A 17,286-nucleotide genomic window follows, 5' to 3' on the forward strand; every position below is an offset into this window, starting at 1 on the left:
GTCAGGTCACCTCCCGGTTCCGGTCCCAGCGGGGGATGCGTCGCCGCGGTACCGCGGGCGCCGTCAAGGGCGGGGCCGCGGCCGGTGTCGTGAGCAGCGACGCGGCCAGGGCCAGGTGGAGCAGGTAGGGCGAGGCGTCGCCGAGCCCGGCCTCGGTGTACGACGACATCGCGACGTAGCTGATGAGGAAGATCGCGCAGGCCCTCGGCAGCGAGGGCGGGCGCAGCAGCGCGATCCCGCCCAGGGAGAGGAGGATCGCCGCCACGAGGACGATGCCGAGCTGGCCCTGCTCGTTGTAGACGGCCAGCCAGCTGTTGTCGATGGGCAGCCCGCCGAACGACTTGTCGCCCAGACCCGTGCCGAACACCCGCTCCGGGAGCGTCCGGGGCGCCGTCAGCAGGGCGTCCCAGACCTTGGCCCGGCCGGTGAGGTTGGAGAAGTTCTCCTTGCTCTGCCCGCGCATGAACCACGCCTGCAGCGCGGAGGAGAACGCCACCGCGGCCACCGTGGCGCACACCACCGCCCAGGCGAAGAACCGGCGGGCGGCGGCGCTGGTCAGGACGAGCGAGCCGATCGCCAGCGCCAGCCCGACGAGCAGGCCGACCGTGGCCGTCCGGGTGTGGGTCATCGCGAGCAGCACGAGCGTCGGCACGATGACCACCGCCGCGCCGGTCCCGGTGGTCCGGCGGTCCAGCAGGAGCAGCACGGTGAGCCCGATGATCACCGCGGAGTACTGTCCGATCTGCGGCGGGGTGAGCGGCCACAGCGCGCCGACCAGGCGCCCGCCGTAGTACTCGGGCATGGCGGTGCCCGGGGAGATGACCAGGCCGGCGGCCACCGACACGAGCACCGCGAAGTACATCCGGATGTGGGTCCGGACGAGCATCAGGCTGCCGGTCCACCAGCGGCTGAGCAGCCACAGGGTGCCGACGAAGAGGGCCAGCCGGGTGCAGCGGAACAGCGCGCCGACCCCGACCTCCAGGTGCAGGCTGGAGATGAGGCTCGGCACCAGCAGCAGGCTGAGCAGGAACAGGAAGGCGTTGGCGCGGATGCGCAGCCGGAGGTTGAGCGCGAGGGCCAGCGCGAACGCGGAGACCAGCGCGCCCATGGTGGCCATCTGGATGAGGGAGCGGGGCAGCCTCACGATGGTCTTCGCCCCGGCGGAGCCGAGCGTGTTGAGACCCAGGAGGGCCCAGACGATCCAGACGGCCTTCGGCGTGCCGCCGGGGCGTCGTTCGGCGCCGGGCCGGGGGACCGCCGTGCCCGGTCCGCCCGCCGGCCGGCCGCCCGTGGGCCCGCCGCGCACCGGTTCCCCGGCCACCTCAACCACCGGCCTGCGGGGCGAAGGTGCTGCCCTGGTCCTGCTGGTACGGCGTGCCCTGCCACCGCCCGGCGTCGAGCTTGCGGTCCGGGTCGTCGATGACGAAGCTCCACGGTCCGCGGTAGGCGTTGTCGTGCCAGCGGTTGTCCTGTTCGAGGGTGATCGCCCGGGACACCCGCTTGCCCTGGTACGGCGACCAGTCGGGGTAGGTGCCGTAGTTGGAGAGCACGGCCATGCGGGCGCACTCCACCGCGCACCTGACGACGGACGTGTCGAGGGCGAAGCGGTTGTCGTGGATGTCCACCCGCTGGGTCTTCCACCGGCAGTCGGCGTAGAGCGGTGCGGTGTCGATCGCCGGCTTCGCGCACTGCCGGGTGTCCTTCACCAGCAACGTGCAGTAGCCGGTCGAGGTGTTGGCCGGGCTGTTGCAGAACCGGTCGGCGTTCTCCCACAGGGTGATGCCGGACCAGTTGTCCTCCAGCAGGTTCCGGTAGATGTCGATCCTGTCGGTGCGGGCCGGGATCCGGGGTTCGCCGCCGGCCTCCGACACGTAGACCGCCGCGTACGGGAAGTTGTCGCCGGCGGCGGCGTGCCGGCGGCCCTCGACCCAGTTGTTGCGTCGGATCGTGTTGTTCCTGATGATCGCGTTGTAGCTGGTCTCGTACATCAGCGCGGTGCCGTCGTTGGCCTCCAGCACGTTGTCCTCGACGAGGAAGTCGTTGTTGTTGTTGTCCGCCCACAGCCCGGCGCCGCGGTTGTCGTGCACCCAGTTGCCGCGGACGTCGGCGCCGTCGACGGCCCAGAACTTGATGCCCCCGGTGCAGCCGCAGCCCGGCTGCCGCCGTTCCCAGTCGTCGGTGTTGTTGCCCACGATCTCGTTGCCCTCGACCAGCAGGCCCTTGATGGAGTCGCCGGTCTTGTAGGCGTTCATGCCGTACTGCCCGTTGTTGCGCAGGCAGCTGGCGCGGACCTGCTGGCGGGCACCGGCCATCAGCCCGGCGCCGGAGTTGTCCTGGATCGTCGCGTGCTCGATCACCCACCCGTCGGCCATGTCGTGGTTGACCACGCCCTCGTCGTGCGGCGCGACGAAGCCCTGCACGGTCAGGTGGCGGATGGTGACGTCGGGGGCGGTACCGCTGAACGCGTAGTTGTTGGTCCTCCGGCCGTCGAGCACCGCGCCCGGCGCGCCGAGGTAGGTGTTCCCCTCCTTGGCCATCACCTGGGCGTAGCGGTCCGGTTCGAGGGTGTGGGTGCCCGGGCGGAGCCAGAACGTGGTGCGCGGGGGGTTGTCCCTGGTCTTCACCGCCAGGTCGTCGACCACCGCGGGGTCGACCGTCACCGCGCCCGCCGGCGCCGTCGCCGGCCCCGGCGCGGGGGCGGCGCACACCCGGGCCACGGCCACCGGCCCGGACGGCGCGGCGGTCGCCTCCGCCGGGGCGTCCGACGCGCTCGTACAGCCGGTCGCCAGCAGCAGGGCGAGCGTGAGCGCCGCCGCCGACGACGCCCCCCGGTACCGTCTCCTGATCCCCACGCGCCCCCCTAGCCGCGGAAACCGAGCACGGTGGTGAACCCCTGCGTGCCGTCGGTGAAGCCGGTGCCGACCAGCGTGGTGGCGGGTTCCTTGCGTCCGAAGCCGGCGGAGTACCAGCCCAGCGGCGGGTCGGTCTCGCCGCGGTGCGCCGACCAGGACAGCTGCCCCGGCAGGTCGAGCACCGCGGAGCGGTCCTCGCCGCCCCGGGTCCAGGTCAGCACCGCCCGGTGCCCCGTCAGGTCCGCGGTGACCGCCGGGCCGAGGTGGAACGCCAGGCGCACGGCCCCGCGCGGTCCGCGCACCTCGTCCACGATCCGCAGCTCCCGGGTCGCGGCGGTCAGCTCCACCCGGCGGCGGTGCACCGACTGCTGGTAGCCGTCGTGCTCGGCGCTCCAGCGGGCCACGCCGCCGGAGGTGTCCGCGACCAGGACGCGGGTGCGGGCGTGCCGGGTCCACAGGAACGGGCCGCCGGAGACGGACTGGTCACCGCCGTCCAGCTGCAGGGTGTTGTGGCCCAGGGTCGACCGGAAGTACTGCCGCCACTCGGGCTGCCCGTGGTAGCAGAACGTCCCCGGGTCGGCGAGCACGTCGACCCCGTCGTGCCGGACCTCCACGGACAGCGCGTCCGCGTGGGCGTGCGCGGCGATGGACAGGAACCCGTGCGGACCGCCGTCGCAGCGGCACCAGATCTCCTCCGGACCGCGCAGGACGGTCAGGCCCGCGTCGGCGAAGTGGGACGGCCGGTCGGCCGGGCGGGCCACGGTCCCGTTCCGCGCGTACGGCCGGACGAGCGAGGTCAGCAGCGGGGTGCGCACATCGGTGCCGGTCACCGCGGGCCACCAGGCGAGCCGGCCGAACACGGCGTCCCCGGTCGCCAGCAGCGAGCCCCAGCGGTCGGTGCCCGCGCCGTCCAGGACCAGTCCGTGCCCGTCGTCCGCGTCCCCCTGGCGCGGGGGCCGCAACCGGTTGTCCACGACGGCCGCGAGCGCGTCGGTCATCCGCAGCAGGACGAGCCGCACGGACGCGGGGACCGGCACGGCGGCGGCGTCCGCCTCGGCCACCGCGGCCAGACCGAGCTCCAGGACGAGCCCGTGGTACTCGGTGGCCAGTTCGCGGTTGAGGCCGGAGACGAAGGTGTTGCCGCGCAGGTGCCGCTCCAGCGACCGCAGCGCGGCGGACCGCCAGCGCGCCGACGAGGGGAACCACCCGAACGCGCAGGCCGCGGCGAACTGCCCGGCGGCCTCGGCGATGACGTGGTTGTTCGCCGACGACCCCCGGCTGGGGAAGGCGGCCAGCCAGCGCTGGTGGTGCCAGATCTGGTTCAGCGCCACCGGGTTGTCCTCGAACAGCCCGGCCGCGCCCGGCCAGCCGTCGAGCAGCCGGCGCACCCACACCCAGGACAGCAGCCGGATGCCCAGCTCGATCCCGCTGATCCAGTGCACGCCGCGCAGCGGCGGGTTGGCCGCCCACCACGACCGCAGGTGCTCGGCCACGCGCTCGGCGTACCGCTCGTCCCCGGTGACCGCGTAGGCGGCGGCCAGCACGGTCAGGTACTGGTGCCGGGACAGCTCCCAGATCTGCTTGACGTCCCCGACCGCGTCCTCGCTCCGGTACGGCACGTCGAAGGCGTAGCCGGACGGCGCCCGCCGCCCCGTCTTCGGGTCGCGCCACCAGTCGGGCGCCACCAGGTCGTCACGGTCCACCCCGAAGAACTCCGCGTGCCCGTCCAGCAGGCGGTCCGCCTCGGCGACGAGGCGCTTCCCGGCGTCCGGCGGCACCGCGGCGACCGCCCCGGCGGGCAGCACGGCGGTGAACCGGGCACCCGTGACGGGCGGGCAGTCCGGCGGCGCCGACCGCCACCGCCGCCGGCGCACCGCGTCGCCCACCCGGCCGCCGATCTCCTGCGGCCCCATCCGGGACAGCCGCCGCAGGTACCAGCCCGTGCCCATGGTCATCGCGCCCTCGCCAGGGTCACCGGCGCGCCGCCGACCAGGCCGGCCTGCACGGCGAGGGTGGCCGCCGTGGTGGCGACCAGCGACTCCAGCGGCACCGGCATCGGCCCGCCGGTCCGCACGGCCGCGACGAACGCGGCCAGTTCGGCGGCCTGGCCCTTGTCCCGGGCCTTGGGCAGCCGCGAGCTGACCCACCGCTTGCGGCCGTACACCGAGGCGCGGACGAAGTCGTCGAGCTTCAGCACCTTGCCGTCCGCGACGAGGTCCAGCGTCTCCTTGGGGAAGCCGGACGCGCCGGTGGTGACGTAGCTGATGGTGGCGGTGGAGCCGTCCGGGTAGCGCAGCACGACCTGGAGGTCCTCGTTGCCGGCCGGGGCGGCCGCGTACACCGAGACCGGGTCGGCGTCCAGCAGCCAGCTCGCGGTGTCGATGAAGTGCCCGCCCTCGCCGGCGAACCGCGAGCCCTCGGAGTCCTGCCGGAGGTACCAGCTGCCCTGCTGGAGCCGGCCCGCGTTGACCAGGTAGCGCAGGCTCGCCGGACCGGTCCGCGCGCCGAACCGGTTCCTGGCCTCCCGCAGCAGCGGCGCGAACCGGCGGTTGAAGCCCACCTGGATCCGGTCGTTGCCGGACTCCTCCACCGCCGCGAGCACGCCCGCCAGTTCGTCCTCGGTGAGGGCCAGGGGCTTCTCCACGAACACCGTCTTGCCGGCGAGCAGCGCCCTGCGGGTCAGGTCGGCGTGGGAGCTGTGCCGGGTGACCACGAACACCGCGTCGACGGCCGGGTCGTCCAGCACGGCGTCGAGGTCGGTGGTCGCCTTGGCGAAGCCGAACTTCCGCTGCGCGTTCGCCGCCGACAGCGCCGTCGTGGTGACGACCGTGGACAGCGTGACGCCGTCGCGCTGCGACAGGTGCGGCAGGATCATCGACGTCGCGTAGTTCCCCGCGCCGACGAACGCCAGCCGCACCGGCGCCCCGGCGGACCGGGCCGGGGCAAAGACCCCGCCGCCGCGGCGCACCGCGGGCACCGCGGGCACCGCCACCGAGGGGGCCGGCGGCCTCTCCTCCGCCGCGGGGCCGGGGTACCGGAACAGCACGGCCACGGCCTTCAACTCGCCGTCCTTCAGCCGCTGGTACGTCTCGACGGCGTCGTCGAAGTCGGCCACGTGGGAGATCAGCGGCTCGACGTCGACGCGGCCGCGGGCGACGAGGTCGAGGAAGCACGCCAGGTTGCGGCGCTCGGTCCAGCGCACGTAGCCGATCGGGTAGTCCCGCCCCTCCAGCTCGTACCCCGGGTCGTAGCGCCCGGGCCCGTACGAGCGGGAGAACCGGACGTCGAGCTCCTTCTCGTAGTACGCGTTCCAGGGCAGGTCCAGCCGGCACTTGCCGATGTCGACGACCCGGCCGCGGTCCCGGGCCAGCCGGGCGGCCAGCTCGACGGGCTGGTTGCTGCCGCCGCCGGCGGCCAGGTACACCTGGTCGACCCCGTGGCCGTCGGTGAGTTCGGCGACGGCGGCCTCCACGGCCGCGGACCCGGGATCGCCGGCGGCCACGGCGCCCAGGCGCTCGGCGAGCTCGCAGCGCACCGGGTCGGGGTCGGCCCCGACGACGCGGACCCCCGAGGCGGTGAGGAGCTGCACCACCAGCTGCCCGATCAGCCCGAGGCCGATGACCAGCGCCGCCTCGCCGAGCTGCGGCTCGCCCTGCCGCACGCCCTGCAGGGCGATCGACCCGACGGTGCCGAACGCCGCGTGCCGGGGCGCGAGGCCGTCGGGCACCCGGGCGTAGAGGTTCTTCGGCACCCAGTTCAGCTCGGCGTGCAGCGCGTGCTCGTTGCCGGCGCAGGACACGAGGTCGCCGACCGCCACGTCGTCGATCCCGGCGCCGACCTGCTCGACCACCCCGCACAGCGAGTAGCCCAGCGGCGTGTAGGAGTCCAGCTTCCCCATCACCTTGCGGTAGGTGGCGGGCAGTCCGTTGGTGGCCACGCTCTGCATGACCTTGGCCACCTGGTCCGGACGGGAGCGGGCCTTGCCCAGCATCGACATGCCGGCCTCGGACACCTTCATGAGCTCGGTCCCGGTGGATATCAGCGAGAAGGCGCTGCGGACCAGCACGCCGCCGGGCTTGCACCCCGGCACCGGCACGTCGAGCACCGCCAGCTCACCGCTCTTGTAGTTCTGCACGACCTGTTTCACCGGAAGTCCCCTTGTTCCTACGCCGTCAAGTGAGTCGCGTGAGTCGGATGAGCAGCTCTACGTCGTCGCGTGAGTGCTGTGGCCGGAGCCGGAGGTCGCACCGCGGTACCAGTACTCCAGGGTCAGCACGTGCCACAGGTGCTTGGAGTAGTCCTGCTGCCCGGCGGCGTCCGCGGCGACGAGCCGCGCCAGCGCGTCCCGGCGCAGGAACCCGGAACTGACGAGCACGCCGTCGTTCACCACCTCGCGCACCAGCGGTGCCAGGTCCCGGCTCATCCAGGCCCGCAGCGGGGCGCTGAACAGGCCCTTGGGCCGGTACACGATCTCCCGGGGCAGGACCGAGGAGGCCGCCTCCTTCAGGACGGCCTTCCCCTGCCGCCCGACGATCTTGCGGTCGCCGGGCACGGCGAACGCCGCCCTCACCACCTCGACGTCCACGTACGGCACCCGCACCTCGGTCGACGCGGCCATGCTCGACCGGTCCGTGTACGCGAGGTTCAGGCCCGGCAGGAACATCCGGGCGTCCCCCAGGCACATCCGGTTGACGAAGTCGTCGAGGTCGTTGTCCTGGTAGGTGTCCGCGTGCTCGGTCAGCACGTCGTCGACGGTCCCGGCCAGGTCCGGATCGACCAGGGCCAGCAGCTCGGCCCGGTCGTACATGGTGTAGCTGCGCCGGAACGCGGTCTCCTCCGGCAGGTCGGCGAAGGAGAGGAACCGCTTCGCGAACCGCACCGACCGCAGCCCCCGGTTGGCCGTGGCGACCGGCAGCCGGTCCACGGCCGCGGACAGGCCGCGCCGCAGGGGCCGCGGCACGCGCTGGTAGCGCAGCGCGAGCTGGTTGGCCAGGTGCTTGCGGTAGCCGGCGAACAGCTCGTCGGCCCCCATCCCCGAGAGCATCACCTTGACCCCGGCCTCCCGGGCGGCCGAGCAGATCAGGAAGGTGTTGATCGCGGCGGGGTCGCCGATCGGCTCGTCCAGGTGGTACGTCATCCGCGGCAGCAGGTCGAGCACGTCCGGAGCGATCTCGATCTCGTGCAGGTCGACGCCGAACTGCTCGGCCACCTGCCGGGCGTAGCGGAGGTCGTCCGGCATCGCCTCGAACCTGGCGTCCTCGGCGCGGAACCCGATCGTGTAGGCGGAGATCCCGGGCCGGTCCCGGGCCGCCAGCGCGGTCAGGTAGCTGGAGTCCAGCCCGCCGGAGAGGAAGGTCGCCACGGGCACGTCCGAGAGCAGGTGACGCCGGGTCGACTCCTCGACGATGGCGGCGAGGTCCGGCCGTTCGCCGCCGAGGGCCCGCTCCCGGCCCTCCGCGGCGACGTCCCGCAGGTGCCAGAACCGGCCGCGGTCCACCCGGCCGTCGGGCCGGCACCGGAGCCAGCTCCCCGGCGGCAGCTTCTCCGCCTCGCGGAACGCGCACCGTGAGTCCGGCACCCAGTAGTACAGCAGTGAGGCCACCAGCGCCCCGGGGTCCACCTCCAGCGACCCGCCGGCGGCGGCGGCCAGCGCCTTGAGCTCGGAGGCGAACATCAGCCCCTCGCCGCGCCGCACCAGGAACAGCGGCTTGATGCCGAGCTGGTCGCGGGCGAGCACCAGCTCGCCGGTCCGCTCGTCGAAGACCCCGAACGCGAACATGCCGCGCAGCCGGGGCAGGCAGTCCGTGCCCCAGCGCCGCCAGGCCTCCAGCAGCACCTCGGTGTCGGAGGTGCCGCGGAACCGCACCCCGGCGGCCGCCAGTTCGGCGCGCAGCTCGGGCGCGTTGTACAGCTCGCCGTTGTAGGTCAGGACGAGGCCGTCCGAGACCATCGGCTGGGCGCCGGTCTCCGACAGGTCGACGATGGCCAGCCTGCGGTGCCCCAGGTGCACCTCGCCGGCACCGAGGGGGTGGCTGTAGCGGCCCGCCCCGTCGGGACCGCGGTGGGCGAGGGTCTCGGTGAGCAGGTCGGTCACGACCTTCCCGTCCGGCCATCGGTACGTACCCGCGATGCCACACATGTCCTACCGCACCTCCTGGTCGCTGTCCGGGACCCTTGCGGTCCACATCGTCGTCAGCCCCGCCCGCCGCCGGCCCGTGCCGTTGTGCCGGGCCGGCCGCTCGTACCGGCCGCGCGTCGCGGTGTGCGGCCCCTCCCACAGCGTGCCGTCGGTCCGGTCGCGCGGATCCGGATCGACCAGCACCACACCGATCACCGGAATGCGCTGGTCGGCGAGTTGCCGCGCCACGGTGTGCAGCCACGCGGCGCTCCCGTGCCCGGCCCGCACCACGAGTACGGTCCGCGTGCCGAGGTACCGCAGGTCGGTCCACGCCGTACCGGGCGCCACCGAGCCGACGCCGACCAGGCGCTCCTGGGACGGCACGTCCGCGGCCCGCTCGCCGCGGACCACGGTCGGGTCCCCCTGCTTCGGCCGGCGCCTGGCGAGCTGCGGGCCGGGCAGACCGTCGACGACGGTCACCGGCCCCTCCTCCGCCAGGGCCCCGGCGAGGTCCAGGGCGATCGCGCTCGTCGTGCGCGCACAGCCGAGGTCCAGCAGCGACACCGCGTCCGCGGAGCCGCGCACGGTGCGGAACAGGGTCGTGGTGAGCCTGGCCCGTGCCGCCCGGGTCCGGGCGAGCTGCCACCGGCCGACCGGCCGGCGGGGCACCGGGCGCAGCTCCGCGACGACCGAGGCCCCGAGGTTCGCCGCGATGTCCCGGCGCAGCACGGGGCGGTCCGCCACCACCGAGCCGATCGCGGCCACCGTGAGTCCGACGACCAGACCGAGGACGAGCCCGATCGCGGCGTCGGTGGCGGCGGTCACGACCAGGGACTGCCGCACCGGGTGCGGGGCGTCCACGATCTGCGTACCGGCGACGAGCCGGGGCGTGCCGACGTGCGCCTCGGCGGCACGCCGGCCGAAGTCGGCGATCCGCGAGGTGAGTTCGGCCCGGCTGGCGTACAACGCCTCCAGCTTCGCGGACGCCGACGCCTTCGGCCCGCCCTGCTGCGGTGCGTCCCCGATCTCCTTGTTGACCTGGGTGAGCTCCTGCTGCATCCGGTCGCGCTGGTCGAGCAGGGACTTGGCCTCCGCGTCCGCGGTCTCCCTGATCCGCCGCACGTGGTCCGCGACGAACGCGTCCGCGAGCGCCTTGGCCCGCGCCACCGCCTCCTCCTCGCTGCTGCCCGTCACCGTGATCTGCAACAGGTTGTTGGTCAGGCCGACGGCCCCGTACTCCAGCAGGAAGTCCTCCGGCAGCTCCGAGGAGCCGACGGCCTTCAGGGCCGCACCGGCGATCCCCATGGTCTGCAGCAGGGCCGCGTCGGTACGGATCAGCGTTCCGGGGTCGTTCGGCTGGTCCGCCTGGTGCGAGACCAGCACCGTGGTCACCGCGCTCGGCGGCGCCGGCCGCAGCACCGCCGCAGCCGAACCGGCCAACAGCCCCAGCAGCGCCAGGAGGCACCAGAAGCGCCGCCGCCTGCGCACCGCGACCACCAGCGACTGCAGGTCCACCAGCGGAGGGGTGGCCGCCGACTCCGATGTCATGCTCGTCGTCACCCCGAGCCACTCCCCGTGTCGTGGCCGACCGCGAGCGCCGGTTCGGCGCCGCCCGCGCGACGGTCGGCGGACCGCTCGGGACGGGCCCGGACCGCGGCGGCGACGACGATGCCGACGATCTCGTGCTCGGCGTCCGCACACGCCTCGACGATGCCGGCGAGCTCCACGTCGGTCCAGGTGCCCGCGCTGAGCACGACCAGGGCACCGGACTCGTCGTCACGGTCCGGCACCAGCGGCCGTGACATCGGGACCCCGACGACCCGGAGCAGCGGCTCGCTCCCCGCCTCGGCGGCGAGCTGCCCGGCGGCCAGCCGGGCCGTCTCGTCACCCTCCGGGACGACCACCAGCAGCCGCTGGGGGGCGGGCAGTTGGTCGCGCAGCCGGGCGCACACCCGCCGGTAGCGGACCTGCCGGCCCGCCTCGTCGCCGGAGGCGTGCGGGGTCGGCAGGTCCCACCGGACGTCGATGTCCAGCAGCCGGCGGACCAGGGCCCGCGGGCCACGGCCCTTCGACCGCTGCACGGGCCGCCCACCGGGCACGTCGACGGTGCCGAGGAGCGTCGAACCCAGCGCCGTGGCGATCTCCGGCCCGCCGCGCAGCCGCCGACTCACCCGCGCGGAGGCGAGATGGCCGATGACCGCGATCAGCACCGCCGACAGCGCCCCGGCCACGACGAGCTGCATCCCCGTCGGCGGCGCCTCGGAGGTCGGCCGGGCCGCCGCCCCCATGACGACCATGGTGGCCTTGCCGGCCGCCGGGTCGACCTGGTCCAGCTTGTTGACGGCCTCCTGCAGCGTGGTGCGCAGCTTCGCGAGCTCGGTGCGGGTCTGCACGCTCTCCACGGTCTGCCCCGGATCGGCCGCGTCCGCCAGGTCGGTGATGCGGCGGCTGGCCTGCGCCACCATCTGCCGCAGGGCCTGGGGCTGCGTCGTCTCGGGCTCCGTGCCCTCGCCCGAGCCCGAGATCCGTGCGGCGAACGCGACGAACTGCTGGGCCACCTGGTCGGAGAGCTGCTGCGCCTGCTCCGGGGTGTCACCCGTCCCCGAGATCTTGATGATGTTCCCGTCCGCGGCCGTGGCGCTCACCCGGCCCCGCAGCTCGTCGGTGCTGGTGCCGGCACTGGTGCTGGTGCTGGTGCCGGTCGCGGCCCCGGTGCCGGCACCGGTTCGGCCGAGCTCGGCGGCCACCCGGTCGAGCACCACCGAACTGGTCGCGATCTGCGCCTGGGTCATCAGCTCGCGCTCCTGCCACGCCCCCGGCAGCAGGACCGACGCCGACGTCGTGTAGCGCGGCGGGAACAGCAGGGAACCGCCGTAGCCGACGAGCGCACCCACCACGGCGAGGACGGCGAGGAGCCGCCACCGCCGACGGAAGATCCGACCGACCGTGACCAGACGTATCGCTTCGTCGCTCAACGGAGCGGCCTCTTCCCGGCCCGGCCCCGGCCGCCCGCCGACACCGGGGCGCGGCCACGGCAGGCGGCGGCGTAGGCGGCGAGCAGCGAACGCTGGGAGTTCCGCCAGGCGAGCGGCCCGTTGATCCGCTCCTGGCCGACCTTGCCCATCAGGGCCCGCTTCTCCGGATCGTCCAGCAACTGCGCCACGAGTTCGGCGAACCGGGCCTCGTCGTTGGCCGGCGCGTAGACGGCGGCGTCACCCGCGGAGACCCGCGCCTCGCGGAGGTCGAACGAGACGATCGGCCGGCCCATCACCATGTACTCCAGGACCTTGTTCATGGTCGACACGTCGTTGAGCGGATTGCGCGGGTCGGGGGAGAGGCACACGTCCGCGGTGGACAGGTACCGCACCAGGTCGGCGTCCGGGACGCGCCCGGTGAACTCCACCTGCTCCGACAGCCCGAGCTGCCGGGACAGCTCCACCATCGCGTCGAAGGTGTCGCCCCCGCCGACGAACACCGCGTGCCAGTCGGTCCGCCCGCACTCGTCGCGCAGCTTCGCGAGGGCCCGCAGGGCGTAGTCGACGCCGTCCTGCGGCCCCATCACGCCCAGGTAGCACAGCAGATGGGGCTTGCCGCGCTTCAGCTCCGGCTCGGGCGGCACCGGCCGGAACCGCCCGGTGTCGGGCGCGCTGCGCACCACGAACACGTCGTCCGGGCGCCGGCCGCCACGGCTCAGCGCGACGTCCCGGTAGCTCTCGTTCGTGGCGAGCACCACGTCCGCGGCCCGGTAGGTCAGCCGTTCCAGCGCGCACACGCCGCGGTAGAGCAGATCCTCGCCGCGGTCGAACCGGGAGAGGTACAGCTCGGGCACCAGGTCGTGCTGGTCGAACACGAACCGGGCACCGCGCCGCTTCAGCCACAGGGCCGGCAGGAACAGCAGGTCGGGCGGATTGCAGGCGTGCACCACGTCGACCGGGCCGACCCTGCGGGCCAGCCGGGCCGTGTGCCACAACGCCGATCCGTACTCCCGCAGGTAGCCGGCCGGTCCCCCGGTGGCCGCGCGCAACGGGTACCGGTGGATCCGCACCCCGTCGATCACCGCCTCCGGCTCCGTGTCGCGCTTGCTCCCCTGCGGGCAGATGACGTCGACCGTCCAGCCCGCGTCACGGAGCGTCGTGCACTCCTGCCACACCCGCCGGTCGAACGGCACCGACAGGTTCTCCACCAGGACCAGCGCGCGACGGCCCCGCCCGTCGCCGCCCGTTGCGTCACCAGGCAAGGCCCACGTACCCCGGCTCGGTCCGGCGCGCCTCGGCGTCGGGAAGGTGGACGAGGTCGACGATCACCGGGCCGTCACCGTGGGGCAACGCCGACAGCACGTCCGGGTCCCTGGTCCCGACCACGCACACCTCGGCATGGTCGAGCACCTCGTCGACGGACTCCGCGAGCAGCTGCGCGAGGTGCGGCAGCCTGGTCTCGATGTACTCGCGGTTCGCGCCGAGCAGCCGCGAGAGGTTCACGTTGGGGTCGTAGATCCGCAGGTCGTAGCCCTTGCCGAAGAGCCGCTCCGCCAGCTCGACGAGCGGGCTCTCGCGGAGGTCGTCGGTACCGGGCTTGAAGGACAGGCCGAACAGGCCCACCCGGCGCCTGCCGGTGCGTTCGACCAACTCCACCGCGCGCTGCAGGTGTTCGTGGTTGGAGGGCAGCACGTGGGAGAGGATGGGCACCGCGACGTCGGCCTGCCGCGCCGCGTGGACCAGGCTGCGCAGGTCCTTGGGCAGGCAGGAGCCGCCGAAGGCGAAGCCGGGCCGCAGGTAGGCGGGGCTGATGTTCAGCTTGCGGTCGGCCAGGAACACGTCGATCACCTGGTGCGAGTCCACCCCGAGCGCCCGGCACACCGCACCCAGCTCGTTCGCGAAGCCGATCTTGAGGCCGTGGAACGCGTTGTCCGCGTACTTGATGGCCTCGGCCGTCGGGACCGGCACCCGGAACACCTCGCCGGGCAGACCGTCGTACAGCGACGCGACCACGTCGCCGCTCGCCGGGTCCAGCTCGCCGATGACGGTCTTGGGCGGGTCGAAGAAGTCCCGCACGCTCGTGCCCTCGCGCAGGAACTCCGGGTTGACCGCGACCCCGAAGTCCACCCCGGCCGTGCCGCCTGCGTACTTCTCCAGGATCGGCACCAGCAGGTTCAGACAGGTGCCCGGGAGCATGGTGCTGCGGAACACGACGGTCTGCCGCCCGCCCCGCTCGGCCACCGCGGCACCGATCTGCTCGGTGACCCGCTCCAGATAGGTGGTGCACAGGCTGCCGTTGGGCTCCGACGGCGTGCCCACGCACACCAGCGACACGTCGCTGCCCATGATCGCCTCGCGGACGTCGACGGTGGCGCGCAACGCTCCCGTCCGCACGACCTCGGCGATGAGCTCGCCGATCCGCTCCTCGACCACCGGGGCCTTGCCCTCGTTCACCAGGTCGACCTTCACCTGGTTCACGTCCACCCCGATGACCTCGTGACCCAGGCTGGCCAGGCATGCGGCCGACACACAGCCCACGTAGCCGAGCCCCAGGACACTGACCCTCATGACCCGTTCCTCCCCTCGGGCAGGCCCTTGTGGCCGGCCGTCCGCGCGTCGATCGGTCGACGCCCCCCACCCATCAGTAGGCCCCCTGCCCCTGGAGCACCGCACGCAGCGTCTTCCACAGAATCACCGCGTCCAGGGCGAGCGACCAGTCCTCCACGTACCGCAGGTCCAGCCGGACCGCCTCCTCCCACGGCAGGTCGCTGCGCCCGCTGATCTGCCACAGACCCGTGAGCCCGGGCTTGACGAGCAACCGCCGCCGGATGTCCGGCCCGTACGCGGCGGACTCCTCCGGTAGCGGAGGCCGCGGACCGACCAGCGACATCGAGCCGGTGACCACGTTCAGGAGCTGCGGGAGCTCGTCGACCGAGTACCGGCGCAGCACCCCTCCGATCCGCGTCACCCGCGGATCCCGGCGGAGCTTGAACAACAGGCCGGCGCCCTCGTTGCGGTCGGCCAGCTCGGCCCGCGCCCGGTCGGCCCCGGCGACCATGGTGCGGAACTTGATCAGGGTGAACTCCCGGCCGTCCTTGCCGACCCGGTGCTGCCGGTAGAAGACCCCGCCCCGGCTGTCCGCCAGCACCAGCAGCGCGACGAACACCATCAGCGGCGCGAACAGGATCAGCAGGAACATCGCACCCAGTCGGTCGACGACCTCCTTGACCACCCGGCGGCCCCCGGTGAAGGCCGGCATGCTGACCCGCAGCATCGGGATCCCGAGCACCGCGTCGACGTGCAGCCGCGGGCCGGCGACCTCCATCAGGACGGGGGCCACGACCATCTCGGCGTCGCCGCCTTCGAGGTTCCAGGCCAGCCGCTGCAGCCGGTCCGGTGACCAGTGCGGGTCCGGTGTGACCGCGACGACCCGGTAGCCGTCGCGGCGGACGTGGTTGGCGACGTCCGTCAGCCGGCCGACGACCGGCACCTCGTCCAGCCGGTCACGGTTGTGACCGAGGGCGTACGGCGTGCACACCGCCTCCACCCGCCAGCCGAGGTGCGGGAACTTGCGGGTCCGGGCGATGAGGTCGCTGACGGTGGCCGGGCTCCCGGCAGCGAGCACCGGGCGCAGGCACCGCCCCTCCTTGCGCTGCTTGTGCAGCCAGAGGCGCAGCAGGTACCGCTCGGTCATGGTGGTGAGCGTGATCGCCGGGATCGCGACGAAGATCCAGAGTTTGATGTTGTGCGACGTGAGGGCGATCCCGCCGAGCGCCAGCACGACGGCGGCGGTGAAAAGCGATCGTCCGAGCCGACGGAATTCCTCGGCGCCCTGGCCGAGTACGGCCGGAGCCCACGCCCGGGTCATCGCCAGCGACCCCATCACCAGCAGCTCGGTGAAGAAGGCGAGAATTCCCCATTTCTCGTGCCAGTTGGCCGCATCACGAACCCCGAAGAAGCGGCCTATCCCCGCGACCACGAAGGCGGTGGCCGCAGTATCGCTGAAGATCACAGCGCGGCGGTACTGTTGTTCCCATTCGATCTCGGGCCGGCTGATTCTCCCGTTCATCCGGCGCCCCCGCGCCGGTAGAAACGGGCTGGCTAATTCACCTTCCCCCTGCTTCACGGCCTCATCCAGGTCAGCAGTGGGTTCGACGTGTTCGCTATACACGGATCCTCCCCCCGGGAGGCTCGCACCTCCCGCACTGTTCCTCCCCTCGGGAGCCCCCGCCTCCCGTGCTGCACTGATCCCGCCCCTCGGGAGGCCCCGCCTCCCCCCGAATGGCAAACCACGTCATGCGGTGCTACGTGAACATCCCACCCGGCTGCCGGCGGGCGTGCGTATTCCACCGGAGTCCTGAAGCGTGTGGGAAACCGTCGACGATTGCTCTTCACACCCGACGCCCGGTTCGGGCGCCAAGAATCGATCACCTCCACGTCTTCCGCCGGGATGCGGCTGTCTGCCGGCCGTCCACGGCGTCGGACCTGTAGATCATCGTGTGCCGTTTCGCGTCGAGCTGTGCGAACCGAAAGTCAATCTAGAGCATCGGGGCCATCCGAAGGGGGCGATGTCTGAAACGTGTGGTCGATATTTGAAGCTTGATCGTCCGAACTGTGAATGTACGGGATTCCTGGGAAGGAAGAAGTGCCTTGTGGCGTGTGGTGCGGGAGTGGTCCGGGTCCGAGGGGCTGCGGCCCGCTCCGGCGGACCGGTTCGACGGTGCTGCGCGGTCCGGGACAGGCCGGGGCGCCGGCCCGCCACGCCGGACGGGCCGGCCGGACGGGGCGTCGTGAAGGAACGCGACACCCGTGGCGCCTGCTCGGTACACGTCGGGACGCGGAGCGGCAGGCCGGTTCGGCGGGCGCTCGCGCGGTCCCTCCGGGTCCGGTCTCGGCCTCGGCGCCGGCCTCCGACGGCTACCTCGCCTCGATGTTCGCCCAGGCCTACGAGCGCGCGAAGTTGGAGAACGGTCTCGACCTGCTGATCGCGGCCGCCAGGATCAGGGAGAAGTTCGAGGACCCGGCGCCGGTCGCGCGGGCGTCGGACCTGGTGACGCCGGCGTCGGGTCCGGCCGGGGCGGCGGCCGGGGCGGCGGCCGGGGCGGCTGGGGCGGCGATCGTCTGCTTCCCCACCCTGGGGGAGTGCTCGGAGGAGTGCTCGGAGGAGTACTCGGAGGAGTGCGCCGCCGCCGTGCACGACTGGCTGACCACCGGGCTCGACGTCTGACACCGGCGCCACCGGGGGGGGCCCCCCCCGTGGGGCAGCTCCAGACCGGGGGGCCCCCCCCCGCCGCCGCCCCCCCCCCCCCCGGCGCCCCCCCCCCCCGGCGAGACGTGCGGC

At 73.3% G+C, this 17,286-nt stretch carries 11 protein-coding genes; 1 reads left to right on the forward strand and 10 read right to left on the reverse strand.

All coding sequences use genetic code 11. The features are described 5' to 3' along the window. Position 1 precedes the first annotated feature (1 nt). The 10 genes from ACFWIC_RS28740 to ACFWIC_RS28785 all read right to left on the reverse strand — a co-directional run bounded on the left by ACFWIC_RS28740 (position 2) and on the right by ACFWIC_RS28785 (position 16,014). Positions 2-1,330, reverse strand: coding sequence for an O-antigen ligase domain-containing protein (locus ACFWIC_RS28740; RefSeq protein ID WP_380356305.1), 1,329 nt, complete (start codon positions 1,328-1,330; stop codon positions 2-4). Then, positions 1,323-2,846: a right-handed parallel beta-helix repeat-containing protein gene (locus tag ACFWIC_RS28745; protein WP_380520359.1), complete on the reverse strand. Its 1,524-nt coding sequence runs from the start codon at positions 2,844-2,846 to the stop codon at positions 1,323-1,325. The genes ACFWIC_RS28740 and ACFWIC_RS28745 overlap by 8 nt, the downstream gene beginning before the upstream one ends. Positions 2,847-2,860: 14 nt before the next feature. Then, the gene (locus ACFWIC_RS28750) at positions 2,861-4,807 is read right to left on the reverse strand and encodes an alginate lyase family protein (protein ID WP_380520351.1); all 1,947 of its coding nucleotides are present in this window, start codon (positions 4,805-4,807) and stop codon (positions 2,861-2,863) included. Further along, positions 4,804-6,999, reverse strand: a complete 2,196-nt coding sequence (locus tag ACFWIC_RS28755) for a bi-domain-containing oxidoreductase (protein ID WP_380520352.1) — start codon at positions 6,997-6,999, stop codon at positions 4,804-4,806. The genes ACFWIC_RS28750 and ACFWIC_RS28755 overlap by 4 nt, the downstream gene beginning before the upstream one ends. Before the next feature lie 57 nt (positions 7,000-7,056). Then, positions 7,057-8,991 (reverse strand): asparagine synthase (glutamine-hydrolyzing), encoded by a 1,935-nt coding sequence (gene asnB, locus ACFWIC_RS28760; RefSeq protein WP_355401220.1) that lies wholly within the window; start codon positions 8,989-8,991, stop codon positions 7,057-7,059. A gap of 3 nt (positions 8,992-8,994) precedes the next feature. Further along, on the reverse strand, positions 8,995-10,530 hold the full coding sequence (locus tag ACFWIC_RS28765; protein WP_380520353.1) for a polysaccharide biosynthesis protein: 1,536 nt from the start codon (positions 10,528-10,530) through the stop codon (positions 8,995-8,997). Further along, complete coding sequence (locus ACFWIC_RS28770) at positions 10,527-11,945, reverse strand: polysaccharide biosynthesis protein (RefSeq protein WP_380520354.1); 1,419 nt, start codon at positions 11,943-11,945, stop codon at positions 10,527-10,529. Before ACFWIC_RS28770 ends, ACFWIC_RS28765 begins: the two co-directional genes overlap by 4 nt. Beyond that, positions 11,942-13,207, reverse strand: a complete 1,266-nt coding sequence (locus ACFWIC_RS28775) for a glycosyltransferase family 4 protein (protein ID WP_329952869.1) — start codon at positions 13,205-13,207, stop codon at positions 11,942-11,944. Before ACFWIC_RS28775 ends, ACFWIC_RS28770 begins: the two co-directional genes overlap by 4 nt. Further along, positions 13,197-14,513 (reverse strand): nucleotide sugar dehydrogenase, encoded by a 1,317-nt coding sequence (locus ACFWIC_RS28780; protein WP_380520355.1) that lies wholly within the window; start codon positions 14,511-14,513, stop codon positions 13,197-13,199. Before ACFWIC_RS28780 ends, ACFWIC_RS28775 begins: the two co-directional genes overlap by 11 nt. A gap of 73 nt (positions 14,514-14,586) precedes the next feature. After that, on the reverse strand, positions 14,587-16,014 hold the full coding sequence (locus ACFWIC_RS28785; protein WP_329881646.1) for a sugar transferase: 1,428 nt from the start codon (positions 16,012-16,014) through the stop codon (positions 14,587-14,589). An 861-nt stretch (positions 16,015-16,875) separates the two neighbouring features. Between ACFWIC_RS28785 and ACFWIC_RS28790 the strand changes: the two genes are divergently transcribed. After that, positions 16,876-17,172 carry a hypothetical protein gene (locus ACFWIC_RS28790; RefSeq protein ID WP_380520356.1) on the forward strand — a complete coding sequence of 99 codons (297 nt, stop codon included), beginning with the start codon at positions 16,876-16,878 and terminating at the stop codon, positions 17,170-17,172. Positions 17,173-17,286 lie beyond the last annotated feature (114 nt).

It is taken from the genome of Kitasatospora sp. NPDC127035 (genome assembly GCF_042726075.1).
Lineage (GTDB): Bacteria > Actinomycetota > Actinomycetes > Streptomycetales > Streptomycetaceae > Kitasatospora.